Genomic DNA, 17,447 nt, shown 5'->3' with positions numbered 1-17,447 from the left:
CGCTTACTTCGCGGTTTTTGCTTCCTGCCAGAGCGCTTCCATCTCGGCCAGGGTTGCCTTTTTCAGCGTGTTGCCGGCTTGATCCAGCGCCTGCTCGACATAGTGGAAGCGTGAGCGGAACTTCTCATTGGTGCCGCTCAGCGCGGCTTCCGAATCGAGCTTGAGGTGCCTGCCGAGATTGACGACGGCAAACAGCATGTCGCCGAACTCGTCCTTGATCGATGCGGTGTCGCCCTTGGCCAGCGCCTCGCGCAACTCGCCAATCTCTTCCTCGATCTTGTCGAGGATAGGCGCTGCCTCGCTCCAGTCGAAGCCGACGCGGGCGGCCTTCTCCTGCAGTTTCAGCGCTCGCGTCAGTGCGGGCAGGTTGACCGGAACACTGTCCAGAAACCCCTTGCCATTGTCCTCGGGGTCGAGACCGCGGGCGAGGCGGTGGCCTCGTTTTTCCGCCTTTTCCTCGGCCTTGATCTTTTCCCACATGCCCTTGGCCATGCCGGCGCTGCGGGCCTCCTCGTCGCCGAAGACATGCGGATGGCGACGGATCATCTTCGTCGTGATAGCCCGGACCACATCGCCGAAAGCGAATTCACCGGCCTCCTCGGCCATTTGCGCATGGTAGACGACCTGCAGCAGAAGGTCGCCGAGTTCGTCGCGCAGATCGTCGAGGTCACCGCGCGCGATGGCATCCGCCACCTCATAGGCCTCCTCGATCGTATAGGGCGCGATGGTCGAGAAATCCTGCTCGATGTCCCATGGACAACCGGTTTTCGGCGCGCGCAGCGCCGCCATGATCTCGATCAGGCGCGAAATGTCTTTCGATGGCGTCATGCGACCGATGCTACCGCGCGGCCACTCGCGCGGCCAACGTTGTCAGCCGGCGAGGGGGCCTTGTCCACAGTTGCTGGGTACCCGGCCTGTCAATCAAGAACGGAAACGATCGCCTTGGCGAGTTCGTCCATCCCGTCCTCGGGCAGACCGGCGACGTTGATGCGGCTGTCGCCGACCATGTAGATGCCGTGCTCGGCGCGCAGCCGCTCGACCTGTGCTTCCGTGAGGCCAAGGCGGGAGAACATGCCGCGGTGGCTGGCAACAAAATCGAAACGGTCGGAATTGGACTGCCGGCGCAGCGCCTCGGCGAACTGCACCCGAAGCCTGAGCATGCGCAGCCGCATCTCCTCGAGTTCGGCCTCCCAGTCCGCACGCAGCGCGGCGTCTTCCAGCACGATGCGCACAGCGGCAGCACCGTGATCCGGCGGCATCGAATACATGGCGCGCGCCGCCGATAGCATTTGACCCATCGCCAGATCGGCCTGTGCGCCGTCCTTGGCCAGGATCATCGCGGCGCCGACGCGGTCGCGGTAGACGGCGAAGTTCTTCGAGCAACTCGACGCGACGACCATTTCCGGAACCTTCGCGGCCAGCAGGCGCAAGCCGAGAGCATCGGCCTCAAGGCCATCGCCAAAGCCCTGATAGGCGATGTCGACAAACGGCAGCAGGCCGCGCTCGACCACCAGATCGACAACGGCGGCCCATTGGGCGCTGTCCAGATTAGCGCCGGTCGGATTGTGGCAGCAGCCATGCAGCAGCACCACGTCACCGCTGTTTGCCGTCCGCAGCGCTGCCAGCATGTCGTCGAAGCGAACGGCACCCGAAGCCGCATCGAAATAGGGGTATTCGCGGATCTGCAGGCCAGCGGCGCGCATCACCGGCATGTGGTTCGGCCAGGTCGGGTCCGAAAGCCAGACTGTCGCGTCTGAACGTGCCCGCTTCAGCAATTCCGCCACCAGCCGCAGCGCACCGGACCCGCCGGGCGCCTGTGCGGCGCGGATGCGCGTCATGTCGGCGCCTGGGCCGAAGGCAAGCTTGGCCATCACCGCGTTGAAGCCGACATCGCCGGCCAGGCCGAGATAGGTCTTGGTGTCCTGGCCCTGCAGCAGGCGCTTTTCGGCCTCGCGCACGGCGCGCATGACCGGCGTCTTGCCATCGCGATCCTTGTAGACGCCGACACCGAGATCGACCTTGTCGGGACGCGGATCGGCGCGATAGAGGCCGATCAGGGCAAGGATCTTGTCGGCGGGGGCGGGCTGCAGATCTTCGAACATTGGCAAAGGTTCCGTTGACGCGGCGGAGTGATACGCAAATCGAATGTATTTCGCCAGAGCTTTTCCTGCCGCCTCGGCGTGGCTGTGCATGGACGTTGTCCGAGACGACAAGGCCATCAGGACCTACACGCTACTGTCACATCGGCGTAGTCTGAATAGCCTTTCCAGCACGAAGCCTGAGAATGATGGTGTGAGATAACGATGAGCCGGCAAGAAAAATTCGACCTCGCCATCGTTGGCGCCGGCATTGTCGGCCTCGCCCATGCGCTCGCCGCCGTCCGTCGCGGTCTCAGCGTCGTCGTCATAGACCGCGACGCTCAGGCCAACGGCGCTTCAGTGCGTAATTTCGGCTTTGTTACGGTCAGTGGTCAGGAACGCGGCCAGGTATGGCGCCGTGCCATGCGATCTCGCGACATCTGGCTGGAACTGGCCGCGCCCGCCGGCATCAAAGTCATCCAGCGCGGCTTGGTCGTCGTCGCGCGCCGTCTGGAAGCGCTCTCGGTGGTTGAGGCGTTTCTTCAAACCGAGATGGGCGAGGGTTGCCTGCTGCTCGAACCCGATGCGCTTCGCCGCGAACATCCCGAACTGGCGGGCCGGAATTTTGCCGGCGGCCTGTGGAGCCCTCACGATGTGCGCGTCGAGTCGCGCCAGGCCATCCCGCAACTGGCAACTTTCCTCGCCGAAAAGCATGGCGTCGAATTCCGGCGCGAGACGGCGGTGCGGTCGATCGAGCCGCCCGATATCGAGACAAGCCGGGGTCCGGTTTTCGCCGACAAGGTGATCGTCTGCCCGGGCGACGACCTGGCCACGCTTTACCCCGATCGCATCGCGCGATACGGCGTCACCCGCTGCAAATTGCAGATGATGCGCGCCTTGCCGATCCCGGCTTCCGGTTGCCGGCAGCGGTGATGTCGGATCTTGGGCTGGCGCGTTACAGCGGTTACGCCGCTTTGCCAGAAGCCGCCGCTTTGCGAAGCCGGCTGGAAGTGGAGCAAGGCGACGCGCTCGACAATGGCGTTCATCTGATCGTCGTCCAGAGTGCCGATGGCACGCTCGTGGTGGGCGATTCACACCACTATGCGACAACGCCCGATCCGTTCGCCTCGGGGCGTGTCGACGACCTCATCCTTGAGGAGTTCAGCGCCGTCTTTGGTGGCCCGCCGCCGCCCGTGCTGGAACGCTGGACCGGCATCTATGCCTCGGCAACCGGCCAAACAATGTTCGCCGACGCGCCGCGGGAGGGCGTGCGGCTGGTCATGATCACCAGCGGCACCGGCGCCAGCACCTCGTTCGCGATCGCTGAAGAGGTGGTCGACGAGCTTTTCGGTTCAACCACGGCCGACGCCAGGAAGATCGCATGATGCCCACCCACGGTTTGCTTCGCGCCGTCGTCCTCGACTGGGCCGGCACCGTCGTCGATCACGGTTCGCTGGCGCCGATGGGTGTCTTTGTCGAGGCCTTCGCCGAATTCGGCGTGGCGATCAGCGTCGATGAGGCGAGGGGGCCGATGGGAATGGCCAAGCGCCCGCACATCGCAGCACTGCTGGCACAGCCCAGGATCGCCGCCGCCTGGACGGAGCAGCACGGTCATGCGCCGACGAATGCCGACATCGACGCCATCTATGACGTATTCGTGCCGAGGAACAGGGCTGTGGCGGCGCGATTCTCGGATGTCATTCCCGGTGTTGTCGACGTGGTCAAGGCGCTGCGGAAGCGCGGCCTCAAGATCGGCACGACAACCGGCTACACGCGCGACATCATGGCGGAGATCCTGCCGGTTGCCGCCGCGCAGGGCTTTTCGCCGGATTGCCTGGTCTGCACCGGCGATACGCCCGACGGCAGGCCGACGCCGTTCATGCTCTGGAAAGCGCTGACCGAACTCGGCGTCTATCCGCCGTGGCTGTGTGTCAAGGTCGATGACACCGAGGTCGGTATCGGCGAGGGGATCAATGCGGGCGCGTGGACCGTCGGCGTGGCGGTGACCGGCAATGTCTTTGGTCACACGCTGGCGGAGACGCAGGCTATGCCTGCGGATGTGTTCAGGATGAAACGGGCCGAGGCATCGGCCAAGCTCACGGCCGCCGGCGCGCATTTCGTCGTCAAGGGCGTCGCCGATCTGCTGCCCGTGATTGCCGCGATTGAAGGCAAGCTGCGGCGCGGCGAAAGGCCCTGATCGTTCACTCGGCCGAGTGCCACATGCTTTGCAGCACCCTGCGCCGGTATCGCGGGGATTGCCCGGTTTTGCCGGCGAGGCGAGGGCGGTTGCGAACGATGTCCTCCAGCGATCCGCGAAAAAAATGGCGCGGCTGGGATTAAAATCCCCACATGCTCCGTAAACAGGACATGAAACGGTCGATGCCGCGCTTTGACATCATAGGACAACTCGGTTCGCTGCGCCGCTACGCGCGCTCGCTGACGCGTGACAGCACGGACGCCGAGGATCTCGTGCATGACGCGATGGTGCGCGCCTATGAGCGGCGCGGCACCTTCCGCTCCGGCGGAAACCTGCGTGCCTGGCTGCTGTCGATCGTCCACAACACATTCATCGACAAAATGCGGTCCCGCAGGTCCGAGGCGGCGCGCGTCGAACAGGCCGGATATCTTGCCGAAGGCAGCACACCGGCGCCGCAGGAACACTCCGTGCGCCTGGCGCAGGTGCGCGAAGCCTTCTTCAGCCTGCCGGAAGAACAGCGCTCGGCCCTGCATCTCGTCGCCATCGAAGGGCTGTCCTATCAGCAGGCGGCCGATGCGAGCAGCGTGCCGCTGGGAACGCTGATGTCGCGCATCGGCAGGGCGCGCGCCGCACTGCGCGAGATGGAGGACGCGGCGCCCTCGAAGGCGAAAAGCCGCCTCAGGATCGTTGGAGGACCGTGATGACTGGAACTGTCGATCCCGTGGCCGATGCCGACCTCGACGCCTATGTCGACGACCAGCTCGATGTCACCCGCCGCATCGAGGTCGAGGCGTTTTTGTCCACCCGTCCGGAGGCGGCGGCGCGCGTGATGTCGGATTTGCGGACCCGCGATGAACTGCGCGTGGCGCTTGCCGGGTCCAGGGGCATGGCGCGGCCGGCGACCGCCGACGCCGCTCGGCGGCTGGAGAGGGGGCTTTTCCGCGGCCGCATCTTCGGTGTTCTGCAGCGCGCGGCGGCAGTGGCCGCCTTCGTCGCCGCCGGCTGGCTGGCAAACGGCATCATCGGACCGATGTCGGTGACCAAGGTCGTCGCCTCGCCGCAGCCGCCCGCCTATGTCGACGAGGCGGTGCGCGCCCATAGAACGACGCTGGTGCGCGAGACCATGACTTCGCAGCCCGAGGCACCCAACTACAATGCCGGCGAGATCCGCGCCGCGACCGCCATCGTCATGCCCTTGCTGCCCAAGGGCTGGAAGGTCCGCGATGTGCAGATCTATCCGTCGCGCTTCGGTCCGAGCGTCGAGATGGCTGTCGAGACGAAGGAGATGGGGCTGGTCTCACTGTTTGCGATCCGGCCGGGAAGTTTCGACGTCGTCAAGCCGACCGTCGCGCCTTCGGGCGACATCTCATCGGCCTATTTCCAGATCGGCGAGGTCGCCTATGCGGTGGTCGGACGAAGCGAGGTCCACGACCTCGACCGCGCTGCCGAGACGCTCGCCAAAACGCTTTACTGACCGATACACAAAGGAGAATTCATATGAACCCCCCCAATCTGGGATACCGCGTCGGCGCAGGCGCCCAAACAGGAGCCGTGTACGACGAGGGCCTGCGCCAGCATATGCTGCGCGTCTACAACTACATGGGCGTTGGCCTCGTGGTCACCGGCCTGGTCGCCTTCATGATCTCGTCCACGCCGGCGCTCTACGTGCCGATCTTTTCCAGCCCGCTGAAATGGGTGGTGATGCTGGCGCCGCTCGCCTTCGTCATGCTGTTCTCCTTCAAGATGCAGACCATGTCGGCGGCCAGCGCCCAGGCGATGTTCTGGGCCTTCTGCGCGGTCATGGGCCTGTCGCTGGCCTCGGTGTTCCTGGTCTTCACCGGAACCAGCATCGCGCGCACCTTCTTCATCGCAGCCACCATGTTCGGCGCAACCAGCCTCTACGGCTACACGACCAGGCGTGACCTGACCCAGTTCTCGTCGTTCCTGATCATGGGCCTGATCGGCGTGGTGATCGCCAGCATCGTCAACATCTTTCTCGGCTCGACCGCGCTGCAGTTTGCCATCTCGGTGATCGGTATCGCCGTGTTCATCGGCCTGACCGCCTGGGACACGCAGACGATCAAGGAGCAGTATGCCGAGAATTTCGACGCGGAATCGCGCCAGAAGCTGGCCGTCTTCGGCGCTTTCTCGCTCTATCTGAACTTCATCAACATCTTCCAGCTGTTGCTGAACTTCACCGGCGAACGCGAATAGCCGGGCAGGGGCTGGCAAGGTCGCCGCCCAGACCTGGACACAAGAGACATGGCCGGAGGGGACAATCGACCTGGCAAGGCCGGCCACACCTTGAGTCCGCAAGGGCTTTTGCTAAGTTGCCCGCGGCATCCGCCTGCACACCGGCCGCGCGAGGACATATGGCAAAAGACAGCCAAACGCTTCAGGGCGACGGCATCTCGGCGACCATCGTCGCGGAGGGCGCCGAACTGGTTTCGTTGCAAGACGCAGAAGGATTTGAGTTCCTGTGGCAGGCCGGGCCGGAGTGGCGGCGGCATTCGCCGGTGCTGTTTCCGATCGTCGGCAGGCTGAAGGGAGACCAACTGCGCCATCGCGGCCAGACCTACCCGATGACGCAGCACGGGTTCGCGCGCGACAAGCCGTTTGCCTGGGCGCAGAGCGGCCCCCAATCCTGCACGCTGGTTCTCACCGACGACGCCGATACCCGCATGCACTATCCATTCGCCTTCCGCCTCGCCGTGACCTACACGCTGGACCGCCGGCAGCTTGGCGTCACCTTCGACATCACGAACACCGGCAAAGAGCCGATGCCGGCGTCCATCGGGGCGCATCCGGCATTCAATTGGCCATTACTGCCGGATCTGGCCAAGACGGATTACCAACTGACTTTCGCTGCCGCCGAACCTGCTCCGATCCGTCGCCTGAAGGACGGCCTGTTGCTGAAAACGCCACAGCCGACGCCCGTCGAAGGCAACATCCTCGCGCTCTCCGAGCGGCTGTTCGACGAGGACGCGGTCATTCTCGACCAGCCGGCCAGCACCAGCGTGCGTTATGCCGCCGGGCGTGGTCCTGCGATCGAGATGGCGTGGCAGGGATTTCAGGAATTGGGCGTCTGGTCAAAGCCGGGCGGCGCGCCGTTCCTGTGCATCGAGCCCTGGCACGGCATCGCAAGTCCGATGGACTTCGATGGCGATTTTGTCGACAAGCCGGGCCTGATGCTGATCGCACCGGCCGCCAAGCGCATGCTGAGCTATCAGATCCGGCTGCTGTGACGCCCGTCATCGACAGCTCAGGCAATAGCGTTGGCCAGCCACACCGGAGGTGTCCAATGAAGCTATACTTCAGCCGCAATCCGAATCCTCGGCTCGCCGTCGCAGTGGCACGCTATCTCGACGCCAATGTGGAATTTGAATTCGCCTCGCCATTCGCTCCGGGGCAGGCAGAGAAATATCGCCTGCTAAACCCCAATCTCTCATTGCCCATACTTGTGGACGGCGGCGGAAAAAGCCTCTGGGAGGCAGACGCGATAGCCTGCCGGCTCTCGCGCGACGCCCATTCGGATTTCTGGCGCACCGGCGATGACGAGCCTGAGATGATCCGGTGGTTGAGTTGGGGCAAGGAGCACTTCGCATTCGCTTGCGACACGGTGCATTTCGAACGTGGCACCAAACAGCGGTACGGCATAGGCCCGATTGATCAACAGCGTGTGGAGGAGGGGCTGACGCATTTCCGCACGGCCGCCGCGATACTCGATACGGAGCTTTTCGCACGGAAATGGCTGGTCGGAAATTCGGTTTCCTACGCCGACTTCCGCATGGCGACCTTTCTGCCGTTCAACGAGGCCGCCAGACTGCCGCTCGATGACTATCCCTCTGTCGGCCGCTGGTATCGTAGGCTTGAAGAGATCGAGGCCTGGCGCGATCCCTTCAAGGGATTGGACGCGCCCGCATTGCCGCCGGTCCCGCGAACGGCGGCAGATTAGCGGGCACATCCTAGGAGAAGCCGGCTTCAAACCTGCCGGACGATGGTGCCGATCACATTGACGAGAAGGCGCGCCGCGGTCAGGGCCGACAGGCTGTCGATATCGGCGGGAGGATAGAATTCGACAAGATCGAATCCTGCGATCCTGGCCCGCCTGCCGAGGCCCGCGATCAGGTCGATCACCTGCGTGTAGGTGAGGCCGCCGGGCGTACGCGCCGCCACGCCCGGCATGATGCTGGGATCGAGGGCGTCGCAGTCGAGCGTGACAACAACCCGCGATCCTTCCGGAATATGCCGCAGCGCGGCTTCGACGCCCTGGGCGTGAATCTCGCGGACGGTCACGAAGCGACTGCCATAGCGCCGCGCCGCTTCGATCTCGGTTATGCCTGCGCTGCCAACGCTGCGAAGGCCGACCTGCACCATGCCGGCGACATGCGGCATCTCGCTCGCGCGACGCATCGGGCTCGAATAGCCGTGACGCTCGCCAGACACCTCGTCGCGCCAGTCGATATGGGCGTCGATCTGCAGGATCCAGACCGGTCCATGATCCGCAAAGCCGGCGAGGAAGGGAAAGGTCACGGAACAGTCGCCGCCGAGCAGGATCGGTACGGCCGGCAATGCCAGGACCTCGCGCGTCTTCGCCTCGATCCTGGCCCGGTTGCCGGCATTGTCATGCATGGTGGTCGGGATATCGCCTGTGTCGATGCAGTTGCCCGGCTTGCCGTCGAACAGCGGGCCGCCGAGATCGAAATCCCAGTGCTCGACGAGCGCGGCATCGTCCTGGCTCGCAGCGCGGATGGCATCGGCGGCCAAGGCATGGCCGCTGCTGTCCTTGCCGGGATAGGTGCTGCCGTGACCGGCTCCGAAGATCACCGCACCGGGGATGCGGCCATCGGCGAGGCGATCGGGAAAGCCGAGAAGGGAGATGCGGTCATTTGGTCTTGATGATGGTTTGGCTGAAATTTTGTCGACTGCGGATGTATCAGTTTGGCGAAGCTCTGTGGAGCGAAACGCGCCACCCCAGCTGAATCGCGAAATTGCCTTATGAGCGGGGACTGGCGATTGATGGCCGCTCCGCTTCGCCGGACAATTCCGACCCTGTTCGGGCGTATTGCATCGCTACACTATTTTGTTCGTGAGGCGGTATGTTGTGGGCATAGTGAAAGTGAGTCCATCGGGGGTCAGCAGATGAGTGTGATGGTTTTCCGGGCTGGCAGAACCGGCGTGTTGTTTGCAATGCTGATGGCGTCCCTGATCGCATTCACTGCCATCGCCCGGGCGCAGGCGACCTCGGCACCACCTCCTCCACCTGAAAAAGTCGAGCAGTTGCTGAAATTGCTGAACGATCCCGAAGTCAAGGCGTGGATCGCCGAGAAGGGCGCGGCACCCGCGGCCGATTCGGCAATGCCAATGGGCGCTTCCGCCACTGACTTCATGGTCTGGTCCAACGCCATTCGCCAGCATTTGCAGGGCATTGGCAATGCGATTCCTGAGGTCCCTGACGAGATTTCCGGCGCAAGCTCGACCATAATGACCGAGATTCACGGGCGAGGGCCGGGAGCGATCCTCGTCCTGTTCGCGGCCTTTGTGGCGCTTGGGTTAGGTGCCGAGTTCATCTTCCGCCGTATCGTCGGCAGGGCTCACCGCCGCAACCCAGCTCAAAGCCCGGAATCGGGCGCACCCGCCCGACATCATGTGATCGCCCGAACGTTGTTCGTCGCCATCGCGCCGCTCGTCGTGTTCGCAATGGCCAGTGTCGGCGCCTTCCTGGCGTTTACCTGGCCACCACTGCTTTCTGCGCTGGTGCTGCCTTTGCTGATCGCTGTCATCGCCTGGCGCGTGATCATGCGGATCACGTCAGTTATTCTCGGCACGGCGGACGGCAATTTGAACCTTGGAGACCAGCCGAAGGTCCGGCTCATTCCGATAGACGATGTCACCGCGGCTTTCTGGCGCCGCCGCGTCGCGTTGTTTGCTGGCGTATTCTTCCTTGGATGGGCGCTCGCAGGCGAGATGAACATCCTCCACTTCACGCCGAACGTCAGGAATCTCATCGTCTACATACTCGGTCTCGGTCTCCTCGCGGTGTCGATCGAATCCGTATGGCGGCGGCCGGCGGCGATCGAGCCTTCCAAGGTTTATCGGCTCAAGGAATGGCTGCTGACATTTTTCCTTTGCATGCTCTGGCTCTTGTGGGTCGTGGGGATGAGCACGCTTTTGTGGATTGGCATCTATGGCTTGATCCTCCCACCAATCCTGAGATCCACCAGCTCAATCACCAAGTCGTTTTTCGCCAGCTCCGACGAGACGACGAAGTCGAACAATGCCATCTTCGAAGTGCTCGTTGAGCGTGGGGCGAGGGCGATCGTCATCGGGCTCGCTGTCGCCTGGCTTGCGACCGTCGTGCGTTTGCGCGCCAGCGGAATGATGGGCGACGAAAGTGTAGACCGCATCGTCCGAGGTGTATTGAGCGGCATCGTGGTGCTGCTCGCCGCCGATCTCATCTGGCAACTTGTGAAGGGTCTCATTGGCGGTCGCGTCGATCGCGCCCGCACAGAGGGCGGCGACGAGGCAGCGCTTGCCCGCAGCGGGCGGCTTTTAACGCTGCTGCCGATTCTGAAGAATTTTCTCGCCGCACTCATTGCCGCCATTGCGATCATGATGGTTCTCTCCGGCCTTGGCGTCGAGATTGGTCCATTGATCGCGGGCGCGGGCATCTTCGGCGTTGCCATTGGCTTCGGATCGCAGTCGCTGGTGAAGGACGTCATCAGCGGTGTGTTCTACATGACCGACGATGCGTTTCGCGTCGGAGAGTATATCCAGAGCGGCACCTACAAGGGCACGGTCGAGTCCTTCAGCATTCGCTCGGTCAAGCTGCGCCATCACCGCGGCCCGATCTTCACAGTTCCATTCGGCTCGTTGGGCGCCGTCCAGAACATGAGCCGCGACTGGGTGATCGATAAGTTCTTCATTTCGGTCAACTACGAGACGGACATTGCCAAGGTCAAAAAGCTGGTCAAGGGGGTCGGCGCCGAGCTGCTGGCAGATGAGGAATTCGGTCCGCAGATCATCGAGACCTTGAAGATGAAGGGCGTCGAGGCTTTCGGCGATTATGGCATCAACCTCAGTTTCGCGATGACGACCAAGCCGGGACACCAATTCACGATCCGTCGCCGGGCCTATGTCATGATCCGCGAAGCGTTCGCGGCAAACGGGATCGAGTTTGCCTCGCCCACAGTGCAGGTCGCAGCCGGCAATGAGGACCATGGGGCAAGTGCGGCTGCCGCCAGGGATGCGGTGGTACGCAAACAGATTGCGGAAGCCAAGGCCAAGGAAGGCGAGGAATAAAAGTCGGCCGGCGGAAATTTATCGTGGAGCGAGGCCATCGAGCAGGAAGTCGAGGCCTTTCCTGAAAGCGCTGCCGGCGCAGACTCTGGTTCCCGTTCCCAAGCTTGCAAATGACCCCATGCTGTTCGAGGTGGAGGCCGTAGTCGTGCTTGATTAGCGCGGGCGGTGTGCATCGCCAATCGGTGACTGTTCAATTGGCCGGCGGCGCTCTCATTGCGCTGCGGCCAATTGCTCAAGCTGGGGTGACATCCCTGCCTATAAGAAAGTCGCATAAGATAGATTATGGAACTGAAGCGTATGACGGCAGGCGGAGATTTTCCCGCATTATCAGCCGTTTGGCGCCCATCTGGCTGCAGCAGATAGATGATGCCCACAACGCTATGGCGGTCACGCCAACCCGTGACCTTAAGATCTCTTCGATTGAGTAGCCCGGGCGTCGTGTCTATCGCGGCAAGCCGATCCAGCATGCACGGCAGCTGAAATCCGCGTTGACCAGACGATATGGCCACGCGTCATTCATTGTCGAAACTCCAGTGCGGCCAGCGATGAAGGATTGGCCTCATCGCTATGAATCATATGGGATTTCTATCACCATGCCGTCATAGGCTGGCTCGACGTTGGCTGGCGTCTCGGCCATCACCGTGGCGTAGTCGAGCGGCCCATGCATATGCGTCAGCACGGAGTGCCGTGGCGCCAGCCGCTCGATCCATTCCAGTGCTTCGCCAAGCGACAGATGGCTGGGATGCGTCCGGTACTGCAGCGCGTCGATGATCAGCACGTCGAGGTCGCGTAGCCGTTCGACGGTGGCCTCCGGAAAGTCACTGATATCAGGGCAATAGGCGAGCGTGCCAATGCGGAAACCGAGCGATATGATATCGCCATGCACCTGCGGCAGCGGCTCAAGGGTGAGGGCACCCCCCTCTCCTTCGATGACCACTGGCTTGGCGTGATGGATGATATGAGCGTCGACGATCGGCGGATATGAACTGCCCGCCGGCGTCTCGAAACAATAGGCGAACGCCTGCCGCAGGCGCAGCATTGTCGGCTGGTCGGCATGGACATCGATTAGCTGGCGTTGGTCGAGGACGAAACCACGCAGGTCATCGATGCCGTGGATGTGGTCGGCATGCGGGTGCGTGTAGACGGCCGCATCGATGCGCTTGACGGAGGCCATCAGCATCTGCTGGCGGAAATCCGGTCCGGTGTCGATGACGACGCTGGTGCGGCTGCCATTCGCGGTAATCCGCTCGACGAGTGCGGCGGCGCGGGTGCGCCGGTTCTTCGGGTTATCCGGGTCGCAATTGCCCCAGTCGCCGGTGATGCGCGGCGTACCTGGCGACGAGCCGCAGCCGAGAATGGTGAGGCGCAGCCGGTCGGTCATCGTTCAGGCGCTTTGCTCGGGCCAAGCAGTTTGCTCGGGAGGGCGCGGCATCTTGCCGAACAGACGGAAGAAATTGTTCGTCGTCAGATCAGCGATTTCAGCCTCGCTGACGCCGATCGTCTCCGCCAGCACCTTGGCCGTGTGCGCGACATAGGCCGGTTCGTTGCGCTTGCCGCGAAACGGCACGGGCGCCAGATAGGGAGCGTCGGTTTCGACCAGCAGCCGGTCGTGCGGCACATCGGCTGCGATGGCGCGCAACTCGGCCGAATTCTTGAAGGTCAGGATACCCGAGAACGATACATAGCCACCGAGCGCAACGCCGATTTCCGCCAGCCGGCGTCCGGACGAAAAACAGTGCAGGATGAAAGGGAAGGCGCCCTTCCCTGTTTCGTCCGCGAGGATGGCTGCCATGTCGTCATCGGCATCGCGCGAATGGATGACCAGCGGCAGCCCGGTTTCCCGAGCGGCGGCGATGTGGGCGCGAAAGCCCTGCGCCTGGGCATCGCGCGGCGCCTTGTCGTAGAAGTAATCGAGCCCCACCTCGCCGATCGCCACCACCTTCGGATGAGCCGACAGGCGCACAAGGTCCGCGGCGGTGACGTCCAGTTCCTCCGCTGCGTTGTGCGGGTGGGTGCCGACCGAACAGTACACTTCTTCGAAGGTTTCTGCGATTTCAAGGATTTGCTGAAACCGCTTCACGCGCGTCGAGATCGTCACCATGCGGCTGATACCGGCCGCCTTGGCGCGGGCGACAATGGCCGCCCGCTCCTCGGCGAAGTCTGGAAAATCCAGATGGCAATGGCTGTCGACGAGCATCAGGCGTTCGCATCCGGCTGTTCGACGTAACGCGGGAACACCCCTTCCGGCGCGGGCAAGGCAACCCCCGACACAAGCGCGTGGTCTGCCGCGACATGCACGAAATCGCGGCTGTCCGCCGGCACCGCCAGCAGGTCGAGCAGTTTGTTGGCCGATCCCGGAATGAAGGGTTGGCACAACAGCGCCACGCGCCGGACGAGTTCGGCCGTCGTCCACAGCACGGTTTCCATGCGCGCCGGATCGCTCTTCTTCAGCGCCCACGGCGCCTGGCCCGCGAAATAACGATCGGCTTCCGCCACCACGCCGAAGATCGCCGCCAGCGCCAGATGGATGCCTTGCTCGGCCATGGTCTTGCGCGCCACGGCGAGCACGGCAGTTGCCTGATCGAGGATCGCCTTGTCCTCATCCGCCAGGGTGCCGCGTTGCGGCACCACGCCGCCGCAGTTCTTGGCGATCATCGACAGCGAGCGCTGCGCCAGATTGCCAAGGCCATTGGCAAGATCGGCGTTGGTGCGGTTGACGATTGCTTCATGGCTGTAGCTGCCGTCCTGGCCGAACGGCACCTCGCGCAGGAAGAAGTAGCGCACCTGGTCCAGACCGTAGTGCTCGATCATGGTGAACGGGTCTATGACGTTGCCGACCGATTTCGACATCTTCTCGCCGCGGTTGAACAGGAAGCCGTGGCCGAAGACACGTTTCGGCAGCGGGATGCCGGCAGACATCAGGAAGGCCGGCCAATACACCGCATGAAAGCGGACGATGTCCTTGCCGATGATATGCGCATCCGCAGGCCAGAAATGCCAATCGTCAGCCTTTTCATTGGGATAGCCGACACCTGTGATGTAATTGGTCAAGGCGTCGACCCACACATACATCACGTGCTTCTCATCGCCAGGCACCGGCACGCCCCAGTCGAAGGTGGTGCGCGAGATCGACAGGTCCTTGAGGCCGGATTTGACGAAGCTCATCACCTCGTTGCGGCGCTCGGCCGGGCCGATGAAGTCTGGCTGGCTTTCATAGAGTGCGACGAGCTTGTCCTGATAGGCCGAGAGGCGGAAGAAATAGCTCTCTTCCTCGACCCATTCGACGGGCGTTCCCTGTGGCCCGTAGCGGACATTGTCTGGGCGGACCTCCGTCTCCTCCTCACCGTAATAGGCTTCGTCGCGCACCGAGTACCAGCCGGCATAGCCGCCCTTGTAGATGTCGCCATTGGCGGCCATTGCCTTCCAGATCGCCTGCGACGACGCGTAATGCCGCTCTTCCGTGGTGCGGATGAAATCGTCATTGGAGGCGTTGAGTGCCTGCGCCATGCGCTTGAACTCGGCCGAATTGCGATCGGCCAGTTCGCGCGGCGAAATGCCTTCGCGCTTGGCGGTTTGCAGCATCTTGATGCCGTGTTCGTCGGTTCCGGTCAGGAAAAAGACTTCCCTGCCGTCGAGCCGCTGGAAGCGGGCAAGCGCGTCGGTGGCGATCAGTTCGTAGGCATGGCCGATATGCGGTTTGCCGTTCGGATAGGAAATCGCTGTCGTAATGTAGAATTTGTCGCGTGACATGAATGAACCGTCATGAATGTCTGAATGGAAAGGCGTGGCGGTGGATATCGCATCGGTGCGGCGATTGCCATCCCGAGGCCAATGCATGCCGCCCAAAAGTGGCCCCCCGTTTGGGGCACGGCATGCATGGAGAAACCGTCACATTCGCATTGCAGAATTCAGGCGGTCGATCATGGTCAAGGCGTGCTGCTTCTTGTCGAGATTGTAGGTGTCGGTCTCAGATATAGCGTCGAGCGCCTCATGCCAAGTGTCCGACAGCGTTTTGGCCCGTGCGAGGTCACCCGCCAGCGCTGCCTGGCTTGCCGCATCCGACAACAGCTCCAGCGCCCGGCGGTTGAAGATGTCGAACTGGATCGCCTGGTCGCGGCCGGCGACAGCCTCGGCAAGGCGAAACGCGCCGCCGACATCGTTCTTTCTTGCCGCCACCAGCGTATCGAGTGTAGAGGCGATCTCCAGCCCGCCATACTGCGTCAACAGGATCGCGCTGCGCGCGCTGCCCCCTGCCCGCTCGGCCAGCGCCGCGCGCGCGGCAGGATCGTCCGGCGGTGGCGGTTCGGTCGTTTCCAGCACCGCCATCAGGTCGTCGGCATCGAGCGGCGTCAATCGCACCACCTGGCAGCGCGACCGGATTGTCGGCAGCAGGCTGCCCGGCGCATGGACGATCAGGATGAACAGCGTTCGTGCCGGCGGCTCTTCGAGATTCTTCAGCAAGGCATTGGCGGCATTGGTGTTCATGTCGTCGGCTGGGTCCACGATCACAACCCGGTAGCTGCCGTCATGCGAGGTCAGCGACAGGAAGCGGCTGACCTTGCGGATCTCGTCGACGGTGACGACAGTCTTGAAGCTCTTGGTCTTGTCGTTGGGCGGACGGGTCAGGTGCAGCACGCAAGGATGCGCGCCGGTGGCGATCTGGCGAAACAGCGACGAGGCCGGATCGGGAATGGCAAGGCTTTCCGGCGCCTGCGCGAAGTCCGGGTGCTTCAACAGATGATGCGCAAGATGGAAGGCAAGCGTCGCCTTGCCGATGCCGACCGGCCCGGAGAAGATCAGCGCATGCGGCAGCTTTCCCGCACGATAGGCGGCGGTCAGCATCCCCGCGGCCTGCCGGTGTCCAACCAGACGCGGTGTTTCGGATGGCTCGGGCACGCCGTCGAGCGTGTCGTGCTGCTCGGGTGCGATGCGTTCGAAGATCATGCCGGCGTCGCCTGCCTGTTGCGCGAAGGCGTTCTTGCCTCCAGCGCCGCGAACACGGCGGCGGTCACGACATTCTCGACCGTATCGGGATCGGCGGCGGCGTTAACGACGATGCAGCGTTCCGGCTCGGCCGCCGCGATTGCCAGAAACGCCTCGCGGCGGGCCTGATGGATCGCCAGCCTCTCCTTTTCGAAGCGGTCGGCGATTGCTTCGGTGCCGCGCCGCAACGTCGCGCGCCTGAGGCCCTCCGCCGGATCGATGTCGAAGATCAGCGTCATGTCCGGCATCATGCCGTTGATGGCGACCTGCTCCAGCGCATCCATGAACGCCGAGTCGATACCGCCGGTCACGCCCTGGTAGACCCGGGAGGAATCCAAGAAGCGGTCGCAAAGCACGATGGAGCCACGCTCGACCGCCGGACGGATGACCTGCTCGACATGGTCGGAGCGCGCGGCGGCGAACAACAGCGCCTCCATTTTCGGCCCGAACGGTTCGGCCGCGCCCGAAAGCAGCACATGCCTGACAGCTTCGGCGCCAGGCGAGCCGCCAGGTTCACGAGTGGGGAGGACATCATATCCCTTGGCGCGCATCTTCCTGGCCAGCCGCTCGATCTGCGTCGACTTGCCTGCTCCTTCGCCGCCTTCGAAGGTGATGAAAAATCCGCGCGCCAATCGAAAAGCCCTTGCCATGCTTGCGGGTGGTTATAGCGCTCTAGATAGTCCGCGTCGGGGCAAACGTCTATGCCGTCGGCGCTAGCGCAATTCCAGGAAAAGTGTGAAACGGTTTTCCCGGGAAAAGCGCAGCACTTTCCCTAGGGAATTGCGTCAAAGCCAAGAGATAGAGCGGTTCTGCGTTTCCGTGAAACGATGAATCGCTCTAGGACCAATCGACATTCAGGATTCAAATTTGCAGCGGTACGTGATTCA

The 17,447-nt window shown here is 63.1% G+C and carries 17 protein-coding genes and 1 pseudogene; 10 read left to right on the top strand and 8 right to left on the bottom strand.

Annotated features, from left to right (window positions below; all coding sequences use genetic code 11):
- Positions 1-3: 3 nt before the first annotated feature.
- Together mazG and AC07FD_RS07585 are read right to left on the bottom strand one after the other, a co-directional pair.
- Positions 4-828 carry a nucleoside triphosphate pyrophosphohydrolase gene (mazG, locus tag AC07FD_RS07590; RefSeq protein WP_478349339.1) on the bottom strand — a complete coding sequence of 275 codons (825 nt, stop codon included), beginning with the start codon at positions 826-828 and terminating at the stop codon, positions 4-6.
- Positions 829-917: 89 nt separating this feature from the next.
- Complete coding sequence (locus tag AC07FD_RS07585; protein WP_478349338.1) at positions 918-2,102, bottom strand: amino acid aminotransferase; 1,185 nt, start codon at positions 2,100-2,102, stop codon at positions 918-920.
- A 201-nt stretch (positions 2,103-2,303) separates the two neighbouring features.
- On the opposite strand from AC07FD_RS07585, the gene AC07FD_RS07580 reads away from it, so the two are divergent.
- The 8 genes from AC07FD_RS07580 to AC07FD_RS07545 all read left to right on the top strand — a co-directional run bounded on the left by AC07FD_RS07580 (position 2,304) and on the right by AC07FD_RS07545 (position 8,230).
- Positions 2,304-3,011: an FAD-dependent oxidoreductase gene (locus AC07FD_RS07580; protein ID WP_478349337.1), complete on the top strand. Its 708-nt coding sequence runs from the start codon at positions 2,304-2,306 to the stop codon at positions 3,009-3,011.
- A complete protein-coding gene (locus AC07FD_RS07575; protein WP_478349336.1) occupies positions 3,011-3,463 on the top strand; it encodes an FAD-dependent oxidoreductase in 453 nt (150 codons plus the stop codon). The genes AC07FD_RS07580 and AC07FD_RS07575 overlap by 1 nt, the downstream gene beginning before the upstream one ends.
- Positions 3,460-4,275 (top strand): phosphonoacetaldehyde hydrolase, encoded by an 816-nt coding sequence (gene phnX / locus AC07FD_RS07570; RefSeq protein WP_478349335.1) that lies wholly within the window; start codon positions 3,460-3,462, stop codon positions 4,273-4,275. The genes AC07FD_RS07575 and phnX overlap by 4 nt, the downstream gene beginning before the upstream one ends.
- Before the next feature lie 170 nt (positions 4,276-4,445).
- Complete coding sequence (locus AC07FD_RS07565; RefSeq protein ID WP_478349351.1) at positions 4,446-4,976, top strand: sigma-70 family RNA polymerase sigma factor; 531 nt, start codon at positions 4,446-4,448, stop codon at positions 4,974-4,976.
- Positions 4,976-5,749 (top strand): anti-sigma factor family protein, encoded by a 774-nt coding sequence (locus AC07FD_RS07560; RefSeq protein ID WP_478349334.1) that lies wholly within the window; start codon positions 4,976-4,978, stop codon positions 5,747-5,749. Before AC07FD_RS07565 ends, AC07FD_RS07560 begins: the two co-directional genes overlap by 1 nt.
- A gap of 23 nt (positions 5,750-5,772) precedes the next feature.
- Positions 5,773-6,489: a Bax inhibitor-1/YccA family protein gene (locus AC07FD_RS07555; protein WP_478349333.1), complete on the top strand. Its 717-nt coding sequence runs from the start codon at positions 5,773-5,775 to the stop codon at positions 6,487-6,489.
- A gap of 158 nt (positions 6,490-6,647) precedes the next feature.
- The gene (locus tag AC07FD_RS07550) at positions 6,648-7,520 is read left to right on the top strand and encodes an aldose 1-epimerase family protein (protein WP_478349332.1); all 873 of its coding nucleotides are present in this window, start codon (positions 6,648-6,650) and stop codon (positions 7,518-7,520) included.
- A gap of 56 nt (positions 7,521-7,576) precedes the next feature.
- Positions 7,577-8,230 carry a glutathione S-transferase family protein gene (locus AC07FD_RS07545; RefSeq protein WP_478349350.1) on the top strand — a complete coding sequence of 218 codons (654 nt, stop codon included), beginning with the start codon at positions 7,577-7,579 and terminating at the stop codon, positions 8,228-8,230.
- Between the two features lie 26 nt (positions 8,231-8,256).
- Here the strand turns inward: AC07FD_RS07545 and AC07FD_RS07540 are convergent, their stop codons facing one another.
- A complete protein-coding gene (locus AC07FD_RS07540; protein ID WP_478349349.1) occupies positions 8,257-9,156 on the bottom strand; it encodes an agmatinase in 900 nt (299 codons plus the stop codon).
- Positions 9,157-9,417: 261 nt separating this feature from the next.
- Here AC07FD_RS07540 and AC07FD_RS07535 point away from each other — a divergent pair, with 261 nt between their 5' ends.
- A complete protein-coding gene (locus AC07FD_RS07535) occupies positions 9,418-11,577 on the top strand; it encodes a mechanosensitive ion channel family protein (RefSeq protein ID WP_478349331.1) in 2,160 nt (719 codons plus the stop codon).
- A 58-nt stretch (positions 11,578-11,635) separates the two neighbouring features.
- Positions 11,636-11,734: pseudogene (locus tag AC07FD_RS07530) on the top strand (RidA family protein); the annotation flags it as partial.
- Between the two features lie 408 nt (positions 11,735-12,142).
- On the opposite strand, the gene AC07FD_RS07525 reads toward AC07FD_RS07530, so the two are convergent.
- The 5 genes from AC07FD_RS07525 to tmk form a co-directional block, all read right to left on the bottom strand.
- Positions 12,143-12,958, bottom strand: a complete 816-nt coding sequence (locus AC07FD_RS07525) for an MBL fold metallo-hydrolase (RefSeq protein ID WP_478349330.1) — start codon at positions 12,956-12,958, stop codon at positions 12,143-12,145.
- A gap of 3 nt (positions 12,959-12,961) precedes the next feature.
- A complete protein-coding gene (locus AC07FD_RS07520) occupies positions 12,962-13,774 on the bottom strand; it encodes a TatD family hydrolase (protein ID WP_478349329.1) in 813 nt (270 codons plus the stop codon).
- The gene (gene metG / locus AC07FD_RS07515; protein ID WP_478349328.1) at positions 13,774-15,327 is read right to left on the bottom strand and encodes a methionine--tRNA ligase; all 1,554 of its coding nucleotides are present in this window, start codon (positions 15,325-15,327) and stop codon (positions 13,774-13,776) included. The genes AC07FD_RS07520 and metG overlap by 1 nt, the downstream gene beginning before the upstream one ends.
- Before the next feature lie 138 nt (positions 15,328-15,465).
- Positions 15,466-16,521 (bottom strand): DNA polymerase III subunit delta', encoded by a 1,056-nt coding sequence (locus AC07FD_RS07510; protein ID WP_478349327.1) that lies wholly within the window; start codon positions 16,519-16,521, stop codon positions 15,466-15,468.
- Positions 16,518-17,192, bottom strand: coding sequence for a dTMP kinase (gene tmk, locus AC07FD_RS07505; RefSeq protein WP_478349326.1), 675 nt, complete (start codon positions 17,190-17,192; stop codon positions 16,518-16,520). The genes AC07FD_RS07510 and tmk overlap by 4 nt, the downstream gene beginning before the upstream one ends.
- Positions 17,193-17,447 lie beyond the last annotated feature (255 nt).

This window comes from Mesorhizobium waitakense (assembly GCF_056431085.1).
The sequence above is the reverse complement of the archived record's forward strand: the minus strand, read 5'-3'. Positions and strand labels throughout refer to the sequence as shown.